Source organism: Streptomyces sp. NPDC013457, assembly GCF_043089925.1.
GTDB lineage: Bacteria > Actinomycetota > Actinomycetes > Streptomycetales > Streptomycetaceae > Streptomyces.
Genome location: NZ_JBICBL010000001.1, coordinates 908350 through 926713 on the forward strand (window position 1 = coordinate 908350; position 18364 = coordinate 926713).

15 protein-coding genes are annotated in these 18364 nt (G+C 71.7%); 8 read left to right on the forward strand and 7 right to left on the reverse strand.

Features of this window, described 5'->3' with window-relative positions; all coding sequences use genetic code 11:
* Positions 1-49: 49 nt before the first annotated feature.
* From ACF1G2_RS04045 to ACF1G2_RS04055, 3 genes are all read right to left on the reverse strand, one after another.
* A complete protein-coding gene (locus ACF1G2_RS04045) occupies positions 50-1714 on the reverse strand; it encodes a BCCT family transporter (RefSeq protein WP_391796720.1) in 1665 nt (554 codons plus the stop codon).
* A gap of 170 nt (positions 1715-1884) precedes the next feature.
* Positions 1885-3204, reverse strand: coding sequence for a M14 family metallocarboxypeptidase (locus ACF1G2_RS04050; protein ID WP_391796721.1), 1320 nt, complete (start codon positions 3202-3204; stop codon positions 1885-1887).
* The gene (locus ACF1G2_RS04055; RefSeq protein WP_391796722.1) at positions 3201-5201 is read right to left on the reverse strand and encodes a Xaa-Pro dipeptidyl-peptidase; all 2001 of its coding nucleotides are present in this window, start codon (positions 5199-5201) and stop codon (positions 3201-3203) included. The genes ACF1G2_RS04050 and ACF1G2_RS04055 overlap by 4 nt, the downstream gene beginning before the upstream one ends.
* A gap of 215 nt (positions 5202-5416) precedes the next feature.
* Between ACF1G2_RS04055 and ACF1G2_RS04060 the strand changes: the two genes are divergently transcribed.
* The 7 genes from ACF1G2_RS04060 to ACF1G2_RS04090 all read left to right on the forward strand — a co-directional run bounded on the left by ACF1G2_RS04060 (position 5417) and on the right by ACF1G2_RS04090 (position 14296).
* Positions 5417-6961, forward strand: a complete 1545-nt coding sequence (locus tag ACF1G2_RS04060) for a M1 family metallopeptidase (protein WP_391796723.1) — start codon at positions 5417-5419, stop codon at positions 6959-6961.
* 165 nt (positions 6962-7126) lie between these two features.
* Positions 7127-8113 (forward strand): hypothetical protein, encoded by a 987-nt coding sequence (locus ACF1G2_RS04065; RefSeq protein WP_391796724.1) that lies wholly within the window; start codon positions 7127-7129, stop codon positions 8111-8113.
* A 113-nt stretch (positions 8114-8226) separates the two neighbouring features.
* Positions 8227-9255: a LacI family DNA-binding transcriptional regulator gene (locus tag ACF1G2_RS04070; protein ID WP_391796725.1), complete on the forward strand. Its 1029-nt coding sequence runs from the start codon at positions 8227-8229 to the stop codon at positions 9253-9255.
* A 157-nt stretch (positions 9256-9412) separates the two neighbouring features.
* The gene (locus ACF1G2_RS04075) at positions 9413-10720 is read left to right on the forward strand and encodes an ABC transporter substrate-binding protein (protein WP_391796726.1); all 1308 of its coding nucleotides are present in this window, start codon (positions 9413-9415) and stop codon (positions 10718-10720) included.
* A gap of 149 nt (positions 10721-10869) precedes the next feature.
* Positions 10870-11838, forward strand: a complete 969-nt coding sequence (locus ACF1G2_RS04080) for a carbohydrate ABC transporter permease (protein WP_391796727.1) — start codon at positions 10870-10872, stop codon at positions 11836-11838.
* Positions 11835-12674 (forward strand): carbohydrate ABC transporter permease, encoded by an 840-nt coding sequence (locus tag ACF1G2_RS04085; RefSeq protein ID WP_391796728.1) that lies wholly within the window; start codon positions 11835-11837, stop codon positions 12672-12674. The genes ACF1G2_RS04080 and ACF1G2_RS04085 overlap by 4 nt, the downstream gene beginning before the upstream one ends.
* 254 nt (positions 12675-12928) lie before the next feature.
* Positions 12929-14296 carry a GH1 family beta-glucosidase gene (locus ACF1G2_RS04090; RefSeq protein WP_391796729.1) on the forward strand — a complete coding sequence of 456 codons (1368 nt, stop codon included), beginning with the start codon at positions 12929-12931 and terminating at the stop codon, positions 14294-14296.
* Here the strand turns inward: ACF1G2_RS04090 and ACF1G2_RS04095 are convergent.
* Entirely contained in the window at positions 14271-15110 is an 840-nt protein-coding gene (locus ACF1G2_RS04095; RefSeq protein WP_391797033.1) for an oxygenase MpaB family protein, read from the reverse strand. The two genes, ACF1G2_RS04090 and ACF1G2_RS04095, sit on opposite strands and share 26 nt — an antisense overlap.
* Positions 15111-15392: 282 nt before the next feature.
* Positions 15393-15881, reverse strand: coding sequence for a hypothetical protein (locus ACF1G2_RS04100; RefSeq protein WP_391796730.1), 489 nt, complete (start codon positions 15879-15881; stop codon positions 15393-15395).
* A gap of 174 nt (positions 15882-16055) precedes the next feature.
* Here ACF1G2_RS04100 and sph point away from each other — a divergent pair, with 174 nt between their 5' ends.
* Complete coding sequence (sph, locus tag ACF1G2_RS04105; RefSeq protein ID WP_391796731.1) at positions 16056-17030, forward strand: sphingomyelin phosphodiesterase; 975 nt, start codon at positions 16056-16058, stop codon at positions 17028-17030.
* Between the two features lie 254 nt (positions 17031-17284).
* Here sph and ACF1G2_RS04110 read toward each other — a convergent pair whose 3' ends face one another.
* Together ACF1G2_RS04110 and ACF1G2_RS04115 are read right to left on the reverse strand one after the other, a co-directional pair.
* Positions 17285-17740: an SUKH-3 domain-containing protein gene (locus ACF1G2_RS04110; RefSeq protein ID WP_391796732.1), complete on the reverse strand. Its 456-nt coding sequence runs from the start codon at positions 17738-17740 to the stop codon at positions 17285-17287.
* Between the two features lie 14 nt (positions 17741-17754).
* Positions 17755-18282, reverse strand: coding sequence for a hypothetical protein (locus ACF1G2_RS04115; RefSeq protein WP_391796733.1), 528 nt, complete (start codon positions 18280-18282; stop codon positions 17755-17757).
* Positions 18283-18364: the final 82 nt, after the last annotated feature.

Here is an 18364-nt window from a genome sequence, read left to right on the forward strand (position 1 = left end):
GGGGGCTCCGGCTCGATCCCGGGATCGAGCCGGAGCGGGCGGGTCCGGTTCAGGGTGCGTCCCCCGGCGTCCCCGCGCCGGGCCCGATCCGCAGCTCGAAGTCTCCGTCGTACTTCTCGTGGCCCGCGATCACGGCGAGTTCGACGACCTCCTCGCCCACCTCGCCCCGGACGATCAGCGGGTCGTGCCGCAGGTCCCGCATGAGCGCCACGCACATGCCGATCATCACGAGGACGAACGGCGCCGCCACCAGGATGGTGAGGTTCTGGAGGCCCGCGAGCGCGTCACCCTGGCCGTCTCCGATGAGGAGCATGATGGCGGCGACGGCACCGGTCACCACACCCCAGAACACGACGACGGGGCGGGTGGGTTCGAAGGAGCCGCGCTGCGAGAGGGTGCCCATGACGATCGAGGCGGCGTCCGCGCCCGACACGAAGAAGATGCCGACGAGGATCATCACGAGCAGACTCATCGTGCCGGTGAGGGGGAACTCCTGCAGAAGGCCGAAGAGTTGGCCCTCGGGGGTCGTCTCGTCCCCCAGCTGGCCGCGTTCGCTCAGCTTCATCGCCGAGCCGCCGAAGACGGCGAACCAGACGAGGCTCACCGTGCTCGGGACGAGGATGACCCCGCCGACGAACTGGCGGATCGTCCGGCCCTTGCTGATGCGGGCGATGAACATGCCGACGAAGGGCGTCCAGGAGATCCACCAGGCCCAGTAGAAGACGGTCCAGCTCCCCAGCCAGTCGTGGACGTCCTCCCCTCCCGTGACCTCGGTGCGGCCGATCAGCTGCGGCAGGTCGCCGATGTAGGCGGCGATCGAGGTGGGCAGCAGGTCGAGTACGACGATGGTCGGGCCGGCCACGAAGACGAACACGGCGAGCACCAGGGCGAGCACCATGTTGGTGTTGGAGAGCCACTGGATGCCCTTCTCGACACCCGAGACGGCGGACAGCACGAACGCCACGGTCAGGACGGCGATGATGCCGACGAGCAGTCCGGTGCCGGTCGTCTCGAGCCAGCCCAACTCCTCGACGCCGCTGCCGATCTGGAGGGCACCGAGGCCCAGCGAGGCGGCCGAGCCGAAGAGGGTGGCGAAGATGGCCAGGATGTCGATGACCCGGCCCGGCCCACCGTAGGCCGCCTTCTTGCCGATCAGCGGGACGAAGACGGCGCTGATGGTCTGACGCCGGCGCCGCCGGAACGTGGAGTACGCGATCGCGAGCCCCACGACGGCGTAGATCGCCCAGGGGTGGAGCGTCCAGTGGAAGAGGGTGGTCGCCATGGCGACCTGCATCCGCTCCGCCGAGTCGGCGGGGCTCGTACCGGGCGGCGGTGTGCCGTAGTGGGCGAGCGGCTCGCTCACGCCGTAGAACATCAGGCCGATGCCCATGCCCGCGCTGAACATCATCGCGATCCACGACACGGTCCGGAACTCCGGCCCCTCGGTCTCGTGGCCCAGCGTGATCCGCCCGTACCGGCTGATGGCGAGCCACAGCGCGAAGACGACGAAACCGGAGGCGGCGAGCATGAACGCCCATCCCCAGTTACGGATCAGGCCGTCGAGGAGCTTGCTGGAGACGCTCTCCAGGCTGTCCGTGGCGGTGGCGCCCCAGACCACGAAGGCGACGGTGAGGACGGCGGTGACGCCGAACACGACCCAGTCGGTCCGTGCCTTGGGTTCGTGACCGGGGTGGCGTGGGAGAGCCGCCGTCACCGGCAGCCCCTCACGGCGCCCGCCCCGGCCTCCGCCGCCCCGGGGTTCGCCCGCTCTCTGATCTTCCTGCGACACAGGTGGCACCTTTCACGGCATTACGGGACAAACTCAACTCGCTCCGTAAGGCATTACCACAGGTGACGCGCTACTTCGGGGACCAACTCAGCCGATCAACAGACCTCCACCGGCACTCCGGTGGTGAGCCGGTAGACGGCCCGGCCGTCGAGCAGCAGCGGGACCAGGGCCCGCTGCGACTGGCGCAGGGGTACGAACGCCCCGCCGCCCGCCCTGCGGACCGTGACCCCGTGCAGCTCCAGCTCGTCGCCGAACTCGGCGTACTGCGAGGCGTCCAGGCGGTATCCGCAGGGCGGGTCCTGGAGGATCTCCGCGGGCTCGGCCGGGTCGTTGTCGGCGCCGCCGAGCAGCACCGGGCCCCGGTCGGCGAATCCGGTGTGGCGCGCCAGCGCCGTCGTCGCGCCGAGACGGTCGCGCCGCTCCTCCACGTAGGCGAAGGCTCCCTCCAGCGCGCTGAGTTGGGTGGCGACGCGGCGGCGCTGGTTGCGGGCGACGTCGTCCTTCTCGGCGTCGGTCAGGGCCTCGATCCGGGTCTCGACGAGCAGCCCCACGGAGTGCTTGACGCCGGCCGTGTTGCGCAGGATGCGCTCCTGGCCGTCACCGGCCACCTGCTTCACCGGCCGCCCGGTCAGGGGATCGGTCCAGATGCCGTAGATCCCGCTGCTGAAGCCGGCGAGCCCGGCCGACGGCCGGACGTAGGACTCCGACAGGGTGCGGGCCTCGTCGTGCACGTCGGCGTCGGCGTTGAGGTTGCGCGGCCAGAGGGCGAGCAGGTCCTTGTCGTAGTACGGCGAGGTGCCGTCGTACTCGTGCAGGTCGTAGATCAGCTCGGGGCGCCGGTCCCGGATCAGGGCGGCCAGGGCACGGCCCTCGGCGGTCTCCAGGGCGATGTGGTCGCGGTTGACGTCGATCCCGTCGGCGTTGCCCCGGGTGTCCGCCTCGCGCCCGTCGGGGTTGGCGGTGGGGACGACGAGGACGGTCGTACGGGAGAGGAAGCGGCGGGTCTCGGCGTCCCGGGCGTACGCCAGGTCGCGCAGGGTGGTGAGGCAGGCCTCCCGGCCCGACGGTTCGTCACCGTGCTGGGAGCAGACGAGGAGCACGGTGGTGCGGGCCGCGCCGGGGCCGGGGGTGCCGACCGTGGCGAGCCGGATCGGGCGCCCCTGCTTCGTCGTCCCGACGGTCCGCACGGCGACGCGGCCACTGTCCCGGTCGACGGCGGCGAGGAAGTCGGCCTCCTGCCGTTGGGTGGTCCACCGCGCCCCCTGGCTCAGCTCGAAGCCGGTCCGTGGGGGTGGGGCGGGGGCCGCGCCGCCGGCCGCCTCGGCGGGCACGGCGACGAGCGGGAGGGCGAGGGCGGCGACCCCCGCCACGAGGACGGTCGTGCGTCGGGAGCGGCGGCTCGGTGTGCGGGTCATCGGGCCTCACCCGGGACAGGGATGTCCGACCGCGCGGGCCCGACACCGGTGAGCGGCTGCCCGGCCTGTGCCGAGCGTGCGTCGACGCTACCGGCCGTCGCCCGAGCGAAGGCCGAGGCGCCGCCGACGAGGGGCAGTCTCGCCCACGTACCGGTGAGGTCGAGGGTGAGGGCCGGCGTGGTGGACGGGGGGTCGAGGAGGTCCCGGTCCGTGCCGCCGACGATCAGGGCGAGCCGGTGGCCGGCCGGTACGACGTGGTCCGTGGCCGCCAGCTTCAGCGTGATCGTGTAGGCGGTGCCGGGGGTCAGCGGCCGGCCCTTGCGCGGATCGGCCCAGGTGCCCAGGTCGGCCCAGCCGCGGCTGACGACGGTGAAGCCGACGTCCGCCGTGCGGGCCTCGGTCTCCTTGAAGCAGGCGCTGTCCCCGCTCGTGCTCGCACCCCAGCAGGACCGCCGGGCGAGGGTGGTGATGCCCTCGCCGGGCGCGGCGTAGTCCCTGATGGTGTCGGGGCCGAGGTCGACGAGAACGGCGGTCAGATGCGCGGTCGGGGTGGTCGGGGTGGCCGTGACGGTCACCGTGGAGGATCCGGAGAGGCGCAGGTCGCGGGTGAGCGGACGCGTGGTGAACCCGGCTTTGGCGGGGGTGGGGTCGTCGATCCGCGCGGCCCAGTCGGTCTCGCCCAGGGCGGGGTCGTCGGTGAAGGTCTCCGTGGCGCCGGCGGCGGCGGGGATACGGGTCAGCGTCCCCACACCGGGCGCCGGGCCGGTGCCGGGGCGCAGGGTGGTGGGATCGGTGGCGCGCGGCGGCCAGACCCGGTCGGTGGTCCAGCGGTCCGGCGCCCGCTCGATGTCCGCCATCGGCTCGCGGTCGATGCCGTTGTCGAGGCCGAGGAGGTAGTGGTCGAACCAGCGGTGCAGGGTGCGGACCCAGTCGGCGCGCCGGAAGTCGAAGGGGTCGACGTGACCGGTCTGGGAGAGCCAGATCTTGCGTTCGACACCGCGGGCGGCGAGGGCGTCCCACCACTGGCCGAACTGGTTGGCGCGGACGTTCAGGTCCTGCTGCCCGTGCACCACGAAGACGCTCGCCCGCACCTTCCCGGCGTCAGCGACGTGGTCGCGCTCGCTCCAGGCGGGGGTCCAGTCGCCGCTGTACGGGGTGGCGGCGGCGATGCGGTCCTGGACCGCGCCGCAACGCCCGTTCGACTCGGGGCTGTTGACGTAGTCGGAGAGCCAGCTGGGGTTGGCGTCGTAGAGCGGGGCGCCCTGGGAGTGGAAGTAGTCGTACCAGGAGGAGATCGCGCCGATCGGGACGATCGTCTCCAGGCCCTCCACGCCGGTCGCGGCGACGCCGTTGGCGATGGTGCCGTCCCAGCTCTTGCCGATCATGCCGACCTTGCCGGTGGACCAGGTGGTGGCGCGGGCCCGTTCGGAGCCGGTGCGGGTGGTGTAGCCGCGGGCGCGGCCGTTCAGCCAGTCGACGACCGCCTTCGCGGACCGGACGTCGGAGCGGCCGCCGACGTCGTCGCAGCCGTCGGAGCGGTTGGTGCCGGCGAGGTCGACGGCGACGAAGGCGTAGCCGCGCGGCACGAAGTAGTTGTCGTAGAAGAGCGGGAACTGCACGGGGTTGCCGGCGGCGTCGTAGGTCTTCTTCTGGCTCTCGTTGCCCCGGCCGCAGCAGGCGTAGTACGGGCTCGCGTCCATGATGACCGGGATCTTCCGGCCGGTCGCCGCGGTCTCGCGGGGGCGGACGATGTCGGCGGCGACCCGGTCGGTGCGGCCGTCGCCGTCGCCGTCGAGACCCGTGTCCACCCAGACGGACTCCCGGACGGCATCGCCGTAGGAGTAGACCGGCCGGGACTCCCGTACCCCTGAGGCGGTCGCCTGGGTCGTGGCGCCGGCCGGGGAGACGAGGGCGGACATCAGGGCGGCCGTGGCGGCCACGGCCAGGGTTCTGCACGACAGACGGACTCCGCGGGTTCTCCGCACACGTATCGCCATGGGGCGGAACGTACCCCCGTCAACTCCCTTGCAAAAGAGGGCCGTCGGGGGCCGGACGGGCCGCCTGCGGCGCGAGGGTTCATTTCGGCCGAATGGCGATCGTGTGAAAGGAGGTCCTCTGGACGTGACGGGGCGTCGGGGGCTGAATAGCGTCGCTAAGGACCGAACACCCTTCGGGCGCCTTACCCTTCCCTCCTTACCGACTTGGAGCTCTCGTGCACCGCAGACTTGTCGTTCCGAGCGCGCTCGCGGCCTCTCTCCTGCTGGCGATCCCGGCATCGGCCGCCGACTACGTTCCCGGCGCGTCGGGCATCGGCGACCCCTACTACCCGGCCAGTGGCAACGGCGGCTACGACGTCTCCCACTACGACCTGAGGCTGACCTACCAGCCCGCGACCGACCTCCTGGAGGGCGCGGCGACGATCGTCGCCACCACGAAGCAGAACCTCTCCCGCTTCAACCTCGACCTCGGACTGAAGGTCAGCGAGGTGCGGGTGAACGGCAAGAAGGCACGGTTCGCCAGGAGCGGCGAGCAGGAGCTGGTGATCACCCCGGCGACCCCGCTGGAGAAGAACCGTACGGTCTCGGTCGTCGTGCGGTACGCGGGCAAGCCCTCCGAGGTGAAGATCGGCGGCTGGACCGCCTGGCACCGCACCCCCGACGGCGGTGTGGCCGCCCAGGAGCCGGACTCGGCCGCCTGGTGGTTCCCGTCCAACGACCACCCCCTGGACAAGGCGACCTTCGACGTCTCGGTCGCCGTTCCGGACGGCACGCAGGCGATCAGCAACGGCGTGCTGCAGTCGCAGTCCTCGCGGCTCGGCTGGACGCGCTACAACTGGCGGTCGAACAAGCCGCAGGCGACGTATCTGGCCACGCTGGCGGTGGGGAAGTTCGACATCACCACCGACACCACGGCCAACGGACTCCCGGTCCTCAACGCCTACAGCAAGGACCTCGGTGACAACGCGGGCGCGGCGCGGGCGTCGATCGAGCGCACAGCCGAGGTCACCGAGTGGCTGGAGGAGATCTTCGGGCCGTACCCCTTCAACGCGCTCGGCGGCTACGTCCCCAACGTGACCAGCGGATACGCCCTGGAGACGCAGACCCGGCCGTTCTACAGCCCCCGGCAGTTCGCCAACGGGGCGAACGTGTCGGTGGTCGTCCACGAGCTGGCGCACCAGTGGTACGGCGACAGCGTCTCGGTCGACCACTGGAAGGACATCTGGGTCAACGAGGGCTTCGCCCGCTACAGCCAGTGGCTGTGGTCGGAGAAGGAGGGCGAGGGCACCGCCCAGGAGCTGGCGGACTACGTCTACGGGACGCGGACGGCCGAGGACCCGTTCTGGACCGTCAAGCCGGGCGACCCCGGGCCCGACAACCAGTTCCACATCGCCGTGTACGACCGGGGCGCGCTGGCACTCCAGGCGTTGCGCAACGAGATCGGCGACGAGGACTTCTTCGCCGTCCTGAAGGGCTGGCCGACGGAGTTCCGGTACGGCAACGCCAAGGTCGCGGACTTCGTCGCGTACGCCGAGCGGGTCTCGGGCAAGCCCTTGGCCGAGCTCTTCGACACCTGGCTCTACCAGCCGGTCAAGCCGGCCACGTCGACGGCGGGCGGGACGGGGGCGTCGGCGCGGTCGGCCGCCGCGGGGCCCGCGGCGGCATCCGAGGCTGCCTCCTCGGCTGCTTCCACGGCCGCGCCGGTGCGGCCGAGGTCGTGGAAGAAGATCGCGGAGACGAACACGATCCACGAGCACTGACCACAGGCGCTGACCACAGGCGCTGACCACGAGCGCTGATTGCGCAGGCCGAGTGCGAGCACTGAGTGCGCGGGCGCGCCCCACGCCCCCCGTCCCGGGGCGAGGCGCGCCCGTCGTTCTGGATAGGCTCGTCTGCCGTACGGATGCGACGGGCGGGAGCGGACGGTGGCGGTGGAGGCCGAGCGGTACGGCGATCCGGCGGTACGGGAGACCGTCACGCGGCGGGTCGAAGCGGAGTGGGGACTCGAACTGCCCGACTCCTTCTTCAGGTTCACGGACTTCCTCGCCGCACTCGGTCCCGTCGAACAGCGGGCGCTGAACGACCTGGAGTTCTCTCCGTCCGGCGTGACGGACCTGTTCGCCGACCCGTCGGCGCTCCCCCGGGAAGGCGTCGACATCCGGGCGCACGGGCGGTACTACCGCGATCCGCCGGAGTTCCTCACCTTCCTGCACGGGGGTTCCGACGGCCTGCACTTCGGCCTCTGGTCCGACGACGGGCGCGTGTGCGACGGGGTCGCCTCGTACTACACGAACGACGGCGACGAGATCCAGCGGTCGCACCGCACCCCGCTGGAGGCCGTCCGCGCCCGGATCGAGGCGGCGCAGCGCGATCTCGCCGACTACGCGGCCGACGGGGACGAGGACGAGCTGGCACGCCTCGACGATCTCGGGCACCTGCGGACGGCGCTGACCGGCTTCGAGACCGGGGAGCGTACGGACAGGGGACTCGCCTATTCCGAGGCGTACGTGTTCCGCCGGCAGCCCGTCGACACCGCCCGGATCACGACCATGGACGGCGCGGGGGCCCTGGTCTCCGGGGCGACGGCACTGGACCGTTCGCCGCTGGGCGCTGCCGACGCGTACCGCTTCGGGACCGCCATGGAGAAGCTCTTCGACGACGCCGAGGCGGTCCGGGAGGCCCGTGACGAGGCCCTGCGACGAGCGGACGGCGGCGATCCGGCAGAGGCCCTGGCACTGGGCCGGGACCTGCACTGGGCCTCGTACGGCCGCGCCGAGCACGAGGCGTACGCCCACGAGCTGCTCGCCGTGGCCTACCGGGAACTCGGCCGCCCGTCTCTCGCGGGCATCGCGGACGCCCACCACCGCCACCGGGGGCTGCCGAGCGTGAACGTCCTGCGAACCGGCCGCTGAGCGCACTCCCGGGTGTCCAAGAGCGCTTTCCCCTCCGCCCTGGCCCGGCCGACCAGGCGTTACCCTCGACGCTGTCAGCACTGTCGCACCATCATGCCCGTGGGGAGCCAGCCTTGAGCGAAACGACGACCGGGACGCGCCCGACCCTGGAAGCCGTCGCCGCGCGCGCCGGGGTGTCCCGGGCGACGGTGTCCCGCGTCGTCAACGGCGGGGCCGGAGTGCGGGAGGCGCTCGCGGAGAAGGTGCGCGAGGCCGTCGAGGAGCTCGGGTACGTGCCCAACCACGCCGCGCGGACCCTGGTGACCCGGCGCAACGGCGCCGTCGCCGTGATCATCGCGGAGCCCGAGTTCCGGATCTTCTCCGACCCCTTCTTCGAGCAGCAGGTGCGCGGCATCAGCCGCGAACTGACCGCCCACGACGCCCAGCTGGTCCTGCTCTGGGTGGAGGGCCCGGGCGATCACGAGCGGATCGCGCGCTACCTCGGCGGCGGCCACGTCGACGGGGCGCTCGCCTTCTCGCTCCACAACGACGACCAGCTCCCGGAGATCGTCCGGCGCGCGCAGGTGCCCACGGTCTTCGGCGGGCGGCCCGGCTGGACGGGACCCGCGGACGAGCCGCCCGTCCCGTACGTCGACTGCGACAACCGCGGGGGCGCCCGCACCGCCGTGCGCCATCTCCGTTCGCTCGGCCGCCGGAACATCGCGCACATCACCGGGCCGCGCGACCAGACCTCCGCACTCGACCGGCTCGACGGATACCGGGACGAACTGCCCGACGCCGACGCGAACCTGGTGGCCGAGGGCGCGTTCACGGAGGAGAGCGGCGCGCGCGCGATGACCGAACTGCTGCGCCGCCGCCCTGATCTGGACGCCGTCTTCGCCGCCAACGACCTGATGGCGTCGGGCGCGCTGCGCGTCCTGCGCGAGCACGGCCGGCGGGTCCCGCAGGACGTGGCGCTCGTCGGCTTCGACGACGTGCTCCCGGTGGCCGGGACGACCGACCCTCCGCTCACGACGGTCCGTCAGGACATCGAGGGAATGGGCCGGTTGATGGTGCGGCTGCTGATGCGGACGCTCGACGGCACGGGCGTCGCGGAGCCGGTGATCACCGAGACGCAGCTGGTCCGCAGGGACTCCGCCTGACCCGCCGACCAGGGTTCCGCCGCCTACGGCTCCTGAAGCGGGCGGACAAGTCCGGGCGTAGTCCGAGCTGTTACGCGTTCGACTCTTGACGGGAACCCACCCCGACAGGCACGCTCCAGACGCATTCCTGAGAGCGCTCTCAAGACGGAGGCCTTCCATGCCCACTGCCCGAGCCGCCAGAACGACCGCCGCCGTACGGATCGGCGCGGTCGTTCTCACCGGGGCCCTGCTCGCCGCCTGCGGATCCGGGGGATCCGACGGCTCCTCCGACAGCGCGGGCGGAAAGGTCACGATCACCGTCGACCTCTTCGGCTCGTTCGGCTACAAGGAGGCCGGGCTCTACGCCGCGTACGAGAAGCTGCACCCCAACGTGACGATCAAGCAGTCCGACACCGAGGACGAGCAGGACTACTGGAAGTCGCTCCAGACCCGGCTCGCCGGCGGGGGCGGGCTCGCCGACGTCCAGGGCATCGAGGTCGGCCGGATCGCCTCCGTCACCCAGCAGCAGTCGGACAAGTTCGAGGACCTGACGAAGTACGGCGCGGACGCGCTCAAGGGCGAGTTCGCCGAGGCCAAGTGGTCCGCCGCGACCACCAAGGACGGCAAGGTCCTGGGGCTCGGCACGGACGTCGGCCCGGAGGCCATGTGCTACCGCACGGACCTGTTCAAGCAGGCCGGCCTCCCCACGGACCGCGCCGAGCTGGCACAGAAGTGGTCCACCTGGGACGGTTACCTGGCGCTCGGCGAGCAGTACAAGGCCAAGGCCCCGGCCAAGAGCGCCTGGGTGGACAGCGTCGGCAGCCTGTACGCGGTCATGATCGGCCAGGAGAAGGAGCGGTACTACGACGCCTCCGGGAAGCTCGTCTACGCCGACAGCCCCGCCGTGAAGAACGCGTGGGACACCTCGGCCAAGGCCGCCCAGGAGGGGCTCAGCGCCAAGCTCGACCAGTGGTCGCCGCAGTGGAACCAGGCGTTCTCGACCGGTTCCTTCGCGACGCTTCCCTGCCCCGCGTGGATGCTGGGCTACATCAAGGGCCAGGCCGGTGACGCCGGCAAGGGCAAGTGGGACGTCGCCAAGCTGCCCGGCGGCGCCGGCAACTGGGGCGGTTCGTATCTCTCCGTACCGCGTGCGGCGAAGCACAAGAAGGAGGCGTACGAGCTGATCAAGTGGCTCACCGCCCCCGAGCAGCAGGCCACGCTCTTCACCAAGCAGGGGAACTTCCCCTCGTCCACGGGTGCCATCGCCAAGGTCGCGACGGCGACGGACCCGTACTTCTCGGGTGCGCCGATCGGCCAGATCTTCGGCGACGCGGCCAAGGCCGCGCCGGTCCAGGTGCTCGGGGTCCACGACAAGAACGTCGCCGACCAGATCACCAATGCGCTGAGCGAGGTGGAGCGCAAGGGGACCTCGCCCGACAAGGCGTGGTCCAACGCCCAGAAGGGCGTCGAGAACGCGGTCGGCTGACACCGGCGGGGGGGGGGGGGGCCCGCCCCCCCCCCGGGCCCCCCCCCCCCCCCCGACCCGCCCCCTGGCCCGCCCGCCGACCCGCCCACCGGGGAAGCCGCCGCAGCGCGGCGCACCGCACCTGTTCATCCGACCCGAAGGGCCGCACCGTGACCCTGACCGCCTCCGGGCCGACGAAGGCGCCCGTACCGCCGTCCTCGGCCCGGTCCTCCGGACCGGCCCGCCGCCGCAGACGGTCCGCCCTCGTTCCGTACGCCTATCTCGCCCCGTTCTTCACCCTGTTCGCGGCGTTCGGTCTCTTCCCGCTGATCTACACCGCCTTCGTCTCGCTCTACCGCGTCGAGCTGCAGACCCCCGGCGAGATGGAGTGGCGCGGCTTCGGCAACTACGCGGCGCTGCTGACCGACGAGTTCTTCTGGACCGCGCTGCGCAACACCTTCACGATCGGTGTGCTGTCCACGGTGCCGCAGCTCGCGATGGCGCTCGGCCTCGCCCACCTGCTCAACTACAAGCTGCGCGGCCGGACGTTCTTCCGCACGGCGATGCTGCTGCCGTACGCGACCTCCGTCGCCGCCGCCACCCTCGTCTTCGCCCAGCTCTTCGGGCACGACTACGGGCTCGTCAACTACGCCCTCTCCCTGGTCGGTCTCGACCCGGTCGACTGGCAGAACGGCACGCTCGCCTCGCAGATCGCCGTCTCGTCCATCGTGATCTGGCGCTGGACGGGATACAACGCCCTGATCTACCTGGCGGGCATGCAGTCCATCCCCGCCGAGCTGTACGAGGCGGCGGAGGTGGACGGGGCGTCCCGCTGGCGGCAGTTCTTCCACGTCACCCTGCCCGGTCTGCGTCCCACGATCGTGTTCACCACCGTCGTCTCCACGATCGGCGCGACCCAGCTCTTCGGTGAGCCGCTGCTCTTCGAGGGGTCCATATCGGGCGGCATCTCCCACCAGTACCAGACGCTCGGTCTCTATCTGTACGAACAGGGCTGGGGGTTCTTCCACCTCGGACGCGCCGCCGCCATCGCCTGGCTGATGTTCCTGCTCATCCTCGTCCTCGTCGGGGTCAACGCCCTGATCGTGCGGCGCCGTTCACGGAAGGAGGGCCGGGCATGACCACGCGTGTCGCCGGCCGTACGGGCCACGGAGGCCGGATCACGTACGCGATCCTGATCCTCGCCGTCCTGGTCTCCGCCTTCCCGTTCTACTGGACGATCGTCGCCGCGAGCCGTTCGAACGCCGATCTCGCGCAGGTGCCGCCGACGCTGCTGCCCGGGCCGAACCTCTTCCGCAACTTCGAGGCGGTGATGGAGGAGGCGGACATCGGCAAGGCCCTCTTCAACTCCCTCGTGGTCTCCGGCTCCGTCACCGTCGGCACGGTGCTCTGCTGCACGCTGGCCGGGTTCGCCTTCGCCAAACTGCGCTTCCGCGGCCGGGGCGCCCTGTTGGCGATCACGGTCGGCACGATGATGATCCCGCCGCAGCTCGGGGTGATCCCGCTCTTCATGCTGATCGCCGAACTGGGGTGGGTGAACCAGCTGCAGTCGGTCATCCTGCCGGGACTCGTCTCGGCCTTCGGGGTCTTCTTCATGCGCCAGTTCCTGGTCCAGGCCCTGCCGGACGAGCTGATCGAGGCGGCCCGGGTCGACGGTGCCTCCTCGGCGCGGATCTTCTGGTCGATCGTGGTTCCTGTGGCCCGCCCCGGGATGGCCGTGCTCGGGCTGCTCACCTTCATGGCCGCGTGGAACGACTTCTTCTGGCCGGTCATCGCGCTCTCCTCGCAGGAGCCGACCGTGCAGGTCGCGCTCCGCCAGCTCGGCGGCGGGTACGTCCACGACCAGTCCGTGATCATGGCGGGCACCCTGCTGGGCACGCTGCCCGTGCTGCTCGTCTTCGGCCTGCTGGGCCGGCAGATCGTGGGCGGCATCATGCAGGGCGCCGTCAAGGGCTGAAGCGCGTCCCGCCCCCGCTTCCCCACCCGCGCCTTCCGGCCCCCGCTTCCCCACCCGCGCCTTCCGGCCCCCGCTTCCCTACCCGCGCCTCCCGGCCCCGCTTCCCGGCCCCCGCTTCCCCACCCGCGCCTCCCGGCCCGCGCTCCTCCCTCGCGCTCCGCCCGGGCTCGCCCGCCCGGCCTCCGCCCCGCACGGGCCGGCCGGCCGACTCGGGCACCTCTCTCCTTCTCTCCTCTCACTGGAGGTCTCCGTCCATGAACGCTCTCTTCCCCGACGGCTTCCGCTGGGGCGCGGCGACAGCCGCCTACCAGATCGAGGGCGCCGCCGCCGAGGACGGCCGCACCCCGTCCATCTGGGACACCTTCAGCCGCACGCCGGGCAAGGTGCGCAACGGCGACACCGGTGACATCGCCGCCGACCACTACCACCGGGTGCGCGAGGACGTGGCCCTGATGAAGGAGCTGGGCCTCACGGACTACCGCTTCTCCCTCTCCTGGTCCCGGATCCAGCCGACCGGACGCGGCCCGGCCGTCCAGAAGGGCCTCGACTTCTACCGCGGGCTGGCCGACGAGCTGCTCGACGCCGGAATCCGGCCGGTCGCCACGCTCTACCACTGGGATCTGCCCCAGGAGCTCGAGGATGCGGGGGGCTGGCCGGAACGGTCGACGGCGGAGCGCTTCGCCGAGTACGCGGGGCTCGCCGTCGAGGCACTGGGCGACCGGGTCACCACCTGGACGACCCTCAACGAACCCTGGTGCTCCGCCTTCCTCGGCTACGGATCCGGTGTCCACGCGCCGGGCCGCACCGACGACGCGGCCGCCCTGCGCGCCGCGCACCACCTCAATCTGGCCCACGGCCTCGCCGCCGGCGTTCTGCGCGCGGCCGTCCCCGACTCGGCGGAGATCTCGCTGACGCTCAACCTCCACGCGATCAGGCCGCTGTCCGACGCGCCCGAGGACCGGGACGCGGCCCGCCGTATCGACGCCGTCGGCAACCGGATCTTCCTCGACCCGGTCTTCCACGGCCGTCTCCCCGCCGATCTGGTCGAGGACACCGCCCAGATCACGGACTGGTCCTTCGTCCGGGACGGCGATCTGGAGGCGATCGCCACCCCCATCGACTCGCTGGGGATCAACTACTACTCCCCCTCCGTCGTCGGCGCCGGCACCTCCGAGTCCCCCTCGCCCTGGCCGGGCGCGCCGGATCGGGTGCGGTTCGTCCCGGCTCCGGGACCGCGTACCGCGATGGACTGGCCGGTGGACGCCGACGGTCTGTACGAACTGCTCGTCCGGCTCCGTGACGAGCTGCCGGAGGTGCCGCTGCTGATCACCGAGAACGGCGCAGCGTACGACGACTACGCCGACCCGGAGGGCGAGGTCCACGACCCGGAGCGGGTGGCGTACCTCGACGCCCATCTCGCGGCCGCACACCGCGCGATCGCCGACGGTGCCGACGTGCGGGGGTACTTCCTCTGGTCGCTGCTGGACAACTTCGAGTGGGCGTACGGCTACGGCAAGCGGTTCGGGATGGTGCACGTGGACTTCGCGAGCCAGCGCCGTACGCCGAAGGACAGCGCGCGCTGGTACGCGGAGGTGATCAGGCGCGGCGGCCTGGCCCGGTGAGCCGGGCCCTCGCCCGGGCCTTCGTACGAGCCTCCCGGCGGGCCTTGCTCGCCAGGGGCAGGTAGCGCAGCCGCTCGGGGAGTACGGGCACGACGGCCCGTACCACCCGGGTGAAGCGGCGTAGCCGCCGCTCCTGCTCGTCGGTCCACTCCAGGCCGAGGGCCTCGCGGGCGTCCGGCGGCATCAGACCGACGGTGACGAAGGAGCGGAACCGGGTGTACCGGGGCATGATCACCGGCCAGAGCGCCCGGAACAGAAGCCGCAGCGGCAGGGGTCCTCGGTCGGGCGGCGGGATCTCCTGGTCGTCGGCGACCAGCTCGCGGACGACGGGAGTGGCCTCCACCTCCTCGGCGAGCATCGCGCGGTAGTACGGCCAGAACTCCTCGATCGTCGGGGGCATGTCCCGGTCGTGGATGCCGAGGATGCGGCCGACCTGGAGCCACTCGGCGTAGAGCTGCCGTTCCTGCGCCTCGGTGAGCGGGCGGGCGAGGTAGCGCCGGCCGTAGTGGAACACCGGGAACCCGGTGGCGTGCACCCAGGCGTAGGTGGCGGGGGTGAGGGCGTGGTAGGGGCGGCCGCGGGTGTCGGTGCCCTGGATGGTCCGGTGGATCCGCCGGACCCGGCGGCCTTCCTCGATCGCCGCCTCGCCGCCGTACACCCAGAGCTGCAGGGAGCGCAGCGAGCGCTCACCACGGCCCCAGGGGTCGGTGCGGAAGACGGAGTACTGGTCCACGCCGGCGCCGACGGCGGGGTGGGCGACCTGCAGGGTGAACGCGGCGGGCAGCATCAGCAAGCCCCGGATGTCCCCCGCCATGCCCCAGAGGACTCCGCCGACGGGCGGCGGCGCGGGCGTATCGGGTTCCGCCCGGCGGCCGGTGCCGGCCGTGCCGGCCGTCCCGGTGGTGCCGGTCGCGCCGGTCGCGCCGGTCACCGTCTCGGCGGCCTCGCCCGCGTCCTTCGGTCCGGTCACGTGCGCACTCTCCTCACGTTCTCAGCCTGCCTCGGTCGGGCCGCCGCGGCAAAGGCCCAAAAGTCCGGGGCCGTGCGCCGGGCCGAGGCCCGGGGCACGGCCCCGATCTGGTGGTGCGTGGGTGCGTCAGCCGCGGTCGGCGCCGACCGGCTCGCCGACGATGCGGCCGGCCAGGGCGCGGGCCCAGGCGTCGACGTCGGCGGAGAGCTCGCGCTCGGCGGCGGCGCGCTCCCCGGCGATGCGCTCGGTGCCGGCGGCGAGGATGGCCTCGCGCTCGCGGATGCCCTCGGCGCGGGCGGCGGCGATGGCGGCCGCGCCCTCCTCGGTCGCCTGGGAACGGATGCGGGCCGCCTCGTGGCGGGCCTCGGCCAGCTCGGCCTCGTACTGCTCGCGGATCCGCGTGGCCTCGGCGCGCAGGTCGTCGGCGCGCCCGGTGCCGCCGGCGATGGCGTCCTCGCGCTGGGCGAGGGTGCGGTTGATCTTCGGCAGGATGCCCTTCGCCAGGATCAGGAAGGTGAGGGCGAACAGGACCACGCCGAGGATCAGCTCAGCCGTGACCGGGTTGAGCGGACCAAGGTCCATGTCGAAGATCGTCGAATTCTGCGCGAGGGTCATGCGCGCATGTTACCCGCTCGGACCTGGCGCCCCTTTCCCGGGGGCCGCTCGCGGTGACCGTTCATGCTGACATGATCGCGCAAGATTCCCGGCACCCAATGGCTACCGCAAGGTAACTACGGCTGATTTGATGTGCGGCGCCGCTCCAACCCCCCACCTACAGAGGGAGTTTACGTGCCGCTCGCCGCACACCGCCGCGCCTCCGGCGCCGCCCTGTCCCTGGCGCTCGCCGCCGCGACCCTGGCCACCGCAGCGCCGTCGGCCACGGCCGCCGAAGCCCCGCGCCTGAAGGTGCTCAGCTACAACGCCTTCCTCTTCAGCAAGACGCTCTACCCGAACTGGGGCCAGGACCACCGGGCCAAGGCGATACCCGCCGCCTCCTTCTACCAGGGCCATGACGTCGTCGTGATCCAGGAGGCCTTCGACAACTCCTCCTCGGACGCCCTCAAGGCGAACTCGGCCGCCCAGTACCCGTACCAGACCCCGGTCATGGGTCGCAGCAAGTCGGGCTGGGACGCGACCGGCGGGGCCTACTCGGCCACGACGCCGGAGGACGGCGGCGTGACGATCCTCAGCAAGTGGCCGATCGTCCGCAAGGAGCAGTACGTCTACAAGGACGCCTGCGGCGCGGACTGGTACTCCAACAAGGGCTTCGTCTACACCGTCCTCGACGTGAACGGCAGCAGGGTCCACGTCGTGGGCACCCACGCCCAGTCCACCGACCCGGGCTGCTCGGCGGGCGAGGCGGCGCAGATGCGCAGCCGGCAGTTCAAGGCGATGGACGCGTTCCTCGACGGCAAGAACATCCCGGCGAACGAGCAGGTCATCGTGGCCGGCGACATGAACGTCGACTCCCGGACGCCCGAGTACGGGACGATGCTCGCCGACGCGGGCCTGGCCGGGGCGGACGCCCGCACGGGTCACCCGTACTCCTTCGACACCGAGCTGAACTCGATCGCCTCCGAGCGTTACCCGGACGACCCGCGCGAGGACCTCGACCACGTCCTGTACCGCTCGGGCAACGCGCGCCCGGCGAACTGGACGAACAACGTGGTCCTGGAGCAGAGCGCGCCCTGGACGGTCTCCAGCTGGGGCACGCGCTACACGTACACCAACCTGAGCGACCACTACCCGGTCACCGCGTTCTGAACGGCCTGACCCGCTCCCACCCGGCCCGCCGCGCCTCCGGGCGCCGGCGGGCTGGGCTGTGGATGATCACGGTTCATGGGTCGGGAAGATCTCGCGGACGAGCAACCCGGTCGAGTGCGGGATCAACCGGCTCAAGAGACACCGGGCGGTCGCCAGCCGATTCGACGAACTCGCCGTCCGCTTCGAAGCCACCGTCCTTGTCGCCGCGATCGGAGAATGGCTGTGACCGGTACCAATCGTTAGAGCTGCGGCGACTAGAAGAACGTCATGTCCCAGTCGCCGGAGATCAGGGCCCGCACGGCTTCCTCGAACCCGTGCGCGACCCGCTGAACTCCTGCGTCACCACCCAGCGCGATGTCACCGTTCTCTGCGAGGAGGACCACCTCCTCGGTCGAGAGGGCGATGCCCACCGGCAGGGCGGACATTCCCAGACGCTTCTCGAAAGAGCGGACGTACGCCGGGAACGCCACCACGGCCTCCTCGACGGAGATCGTCAGCGACGACTCGCTCCCGGTGACGTGCGATGGCCAGAAGACCGTCGTCTCGCCGTACGTCCCGAGGAACTCCACGAGCTCGTCGGTGACGTCGAAACCCGCCCCCCGGTAGGCCAGGCGGGCCGCCTCGACGTCCACAGGACCGCACTCGACACGCGAGGCACCGGCGAACGACCTGATGAGGGACTCCTCCCTCGCTCTCTGCTCGTCACTCATCAGCCGGTCACGACCTAGAACCCGTACACGTGGAACTGGGAGTAGGCCCAGAGCCCGACGATCCCGGCGACGCAGAGCACCACCACCCAGGAGCCGAGGCTCGTATGGCGTCTGCCGGCGGGGCGGGGGCGGGCGGACTTCGGCGGGCGCCCGGCGCGGCGAGGGCGTCCGGCACGGGCCGGGCGTTCGGCACGGGCCGGGCGTCCGGTGCGGGCCCGTCCGGTGCGGGCCCGGGAAGGGGCCGGCGCGTCCGCGGCGGCGACGTCGGCGAGCAGACGACGACAGACCGCCGCCAGCTCCGCAGTCCCGGTGGAGAGGTCGACCACGATCTCCGAGCGCGCCGGCGCCGTGGTGCCACCGTCCAGGAGGCGCCCGGCGCGCAGCCGGGCCTGGTTCCTGCCACCGGTCGGGGCCAGGCTGATCCAGCGCTCGACGTGCTCGCCCCGGATCACGACCCCACCGCCCCGCTCCCGGTACACGGTGTGTTCACGCCACAGGACTCCGGCCAACTCCGTTGCCGTCTCCCTGAGTTCCGCGTACATGACCCTCCCAGTCATTCATCCCCGAATTCGAACAAGCACGTGACTCTAGCGGCAGGTACACGCCAGACCGTGCGCGGGTCGA

Excerpts from the sequence above, each read along its gene's own strand:
- ACF1G2_RS04050 (WP_391796721.1), bottom strand. The coding sequence starts at position 3,204 with ATGACCCGCACACCGAGCCGCCGCTCCCGACGCACGACCGTCCTCGTG.
- ACF1G2_RS04115 (WP_391796733.1), bottom strand. The coding sequence starts at position 18,282 with ATGTACGCGGAACTCAGGGAGACGGCAACGGAGTTGGCCGGAGTCCTG.
- ACF1G2_RS04110 (WP_391796732.1), bottom strand. The coding sequence starts at position 17,740 with ATGAGTGACGAGCAGAGAGCGAGGGAGGAGTCCCTCATCAGGTCGTTC.
- ACF1G2_RS04090 (WP_391796729.1), top strand. The coding sequence starts at position 12,929 with ATGAACGCTCTCTTCCCCGACGGCTTCCGCTGGGGCGCGGCGACAGCC.
- ACF1G2_RS04085 (WP_391796728.1), top strand. The coding sequence starts at position 11,835 with ATGACCACGCGTGTCGCCGGCCGTACGGGCCACGGAGGCCGGATCACG.
- ACF1G2_RS04095 (WP_391797033.1), bottom strand. The coding sequence starts at position 15,110 with ATGGCGGGGGACATCCGGGGCTTGCTGATGCTGCCCGCCGCGTTCACC.
- ACF1G2_RS04100 (WP_391796730.1), bottom strand. The coding sequence starts at position 15,881 with ATGACCCTCGCGCAGAATTCGACGATCTTCGACATGGACCTTGGTCCG.
- ACF1G2_RS04075 (WP_391796726.1), top strand. The coding sequence starts at position 9,413 with ATGCCCACTGCCCGAGCCGCCAGAACGACCGCCGCCGTACGGATCGGC.
- ACF1G2_RS04055 (WP_391796722.1), bottom strand. The coding sequence starts at position 5,201 with ATGGCGATACGTGTGCGGAGAACCCGCGGAGTCCGTCTGTCGTGCAGA.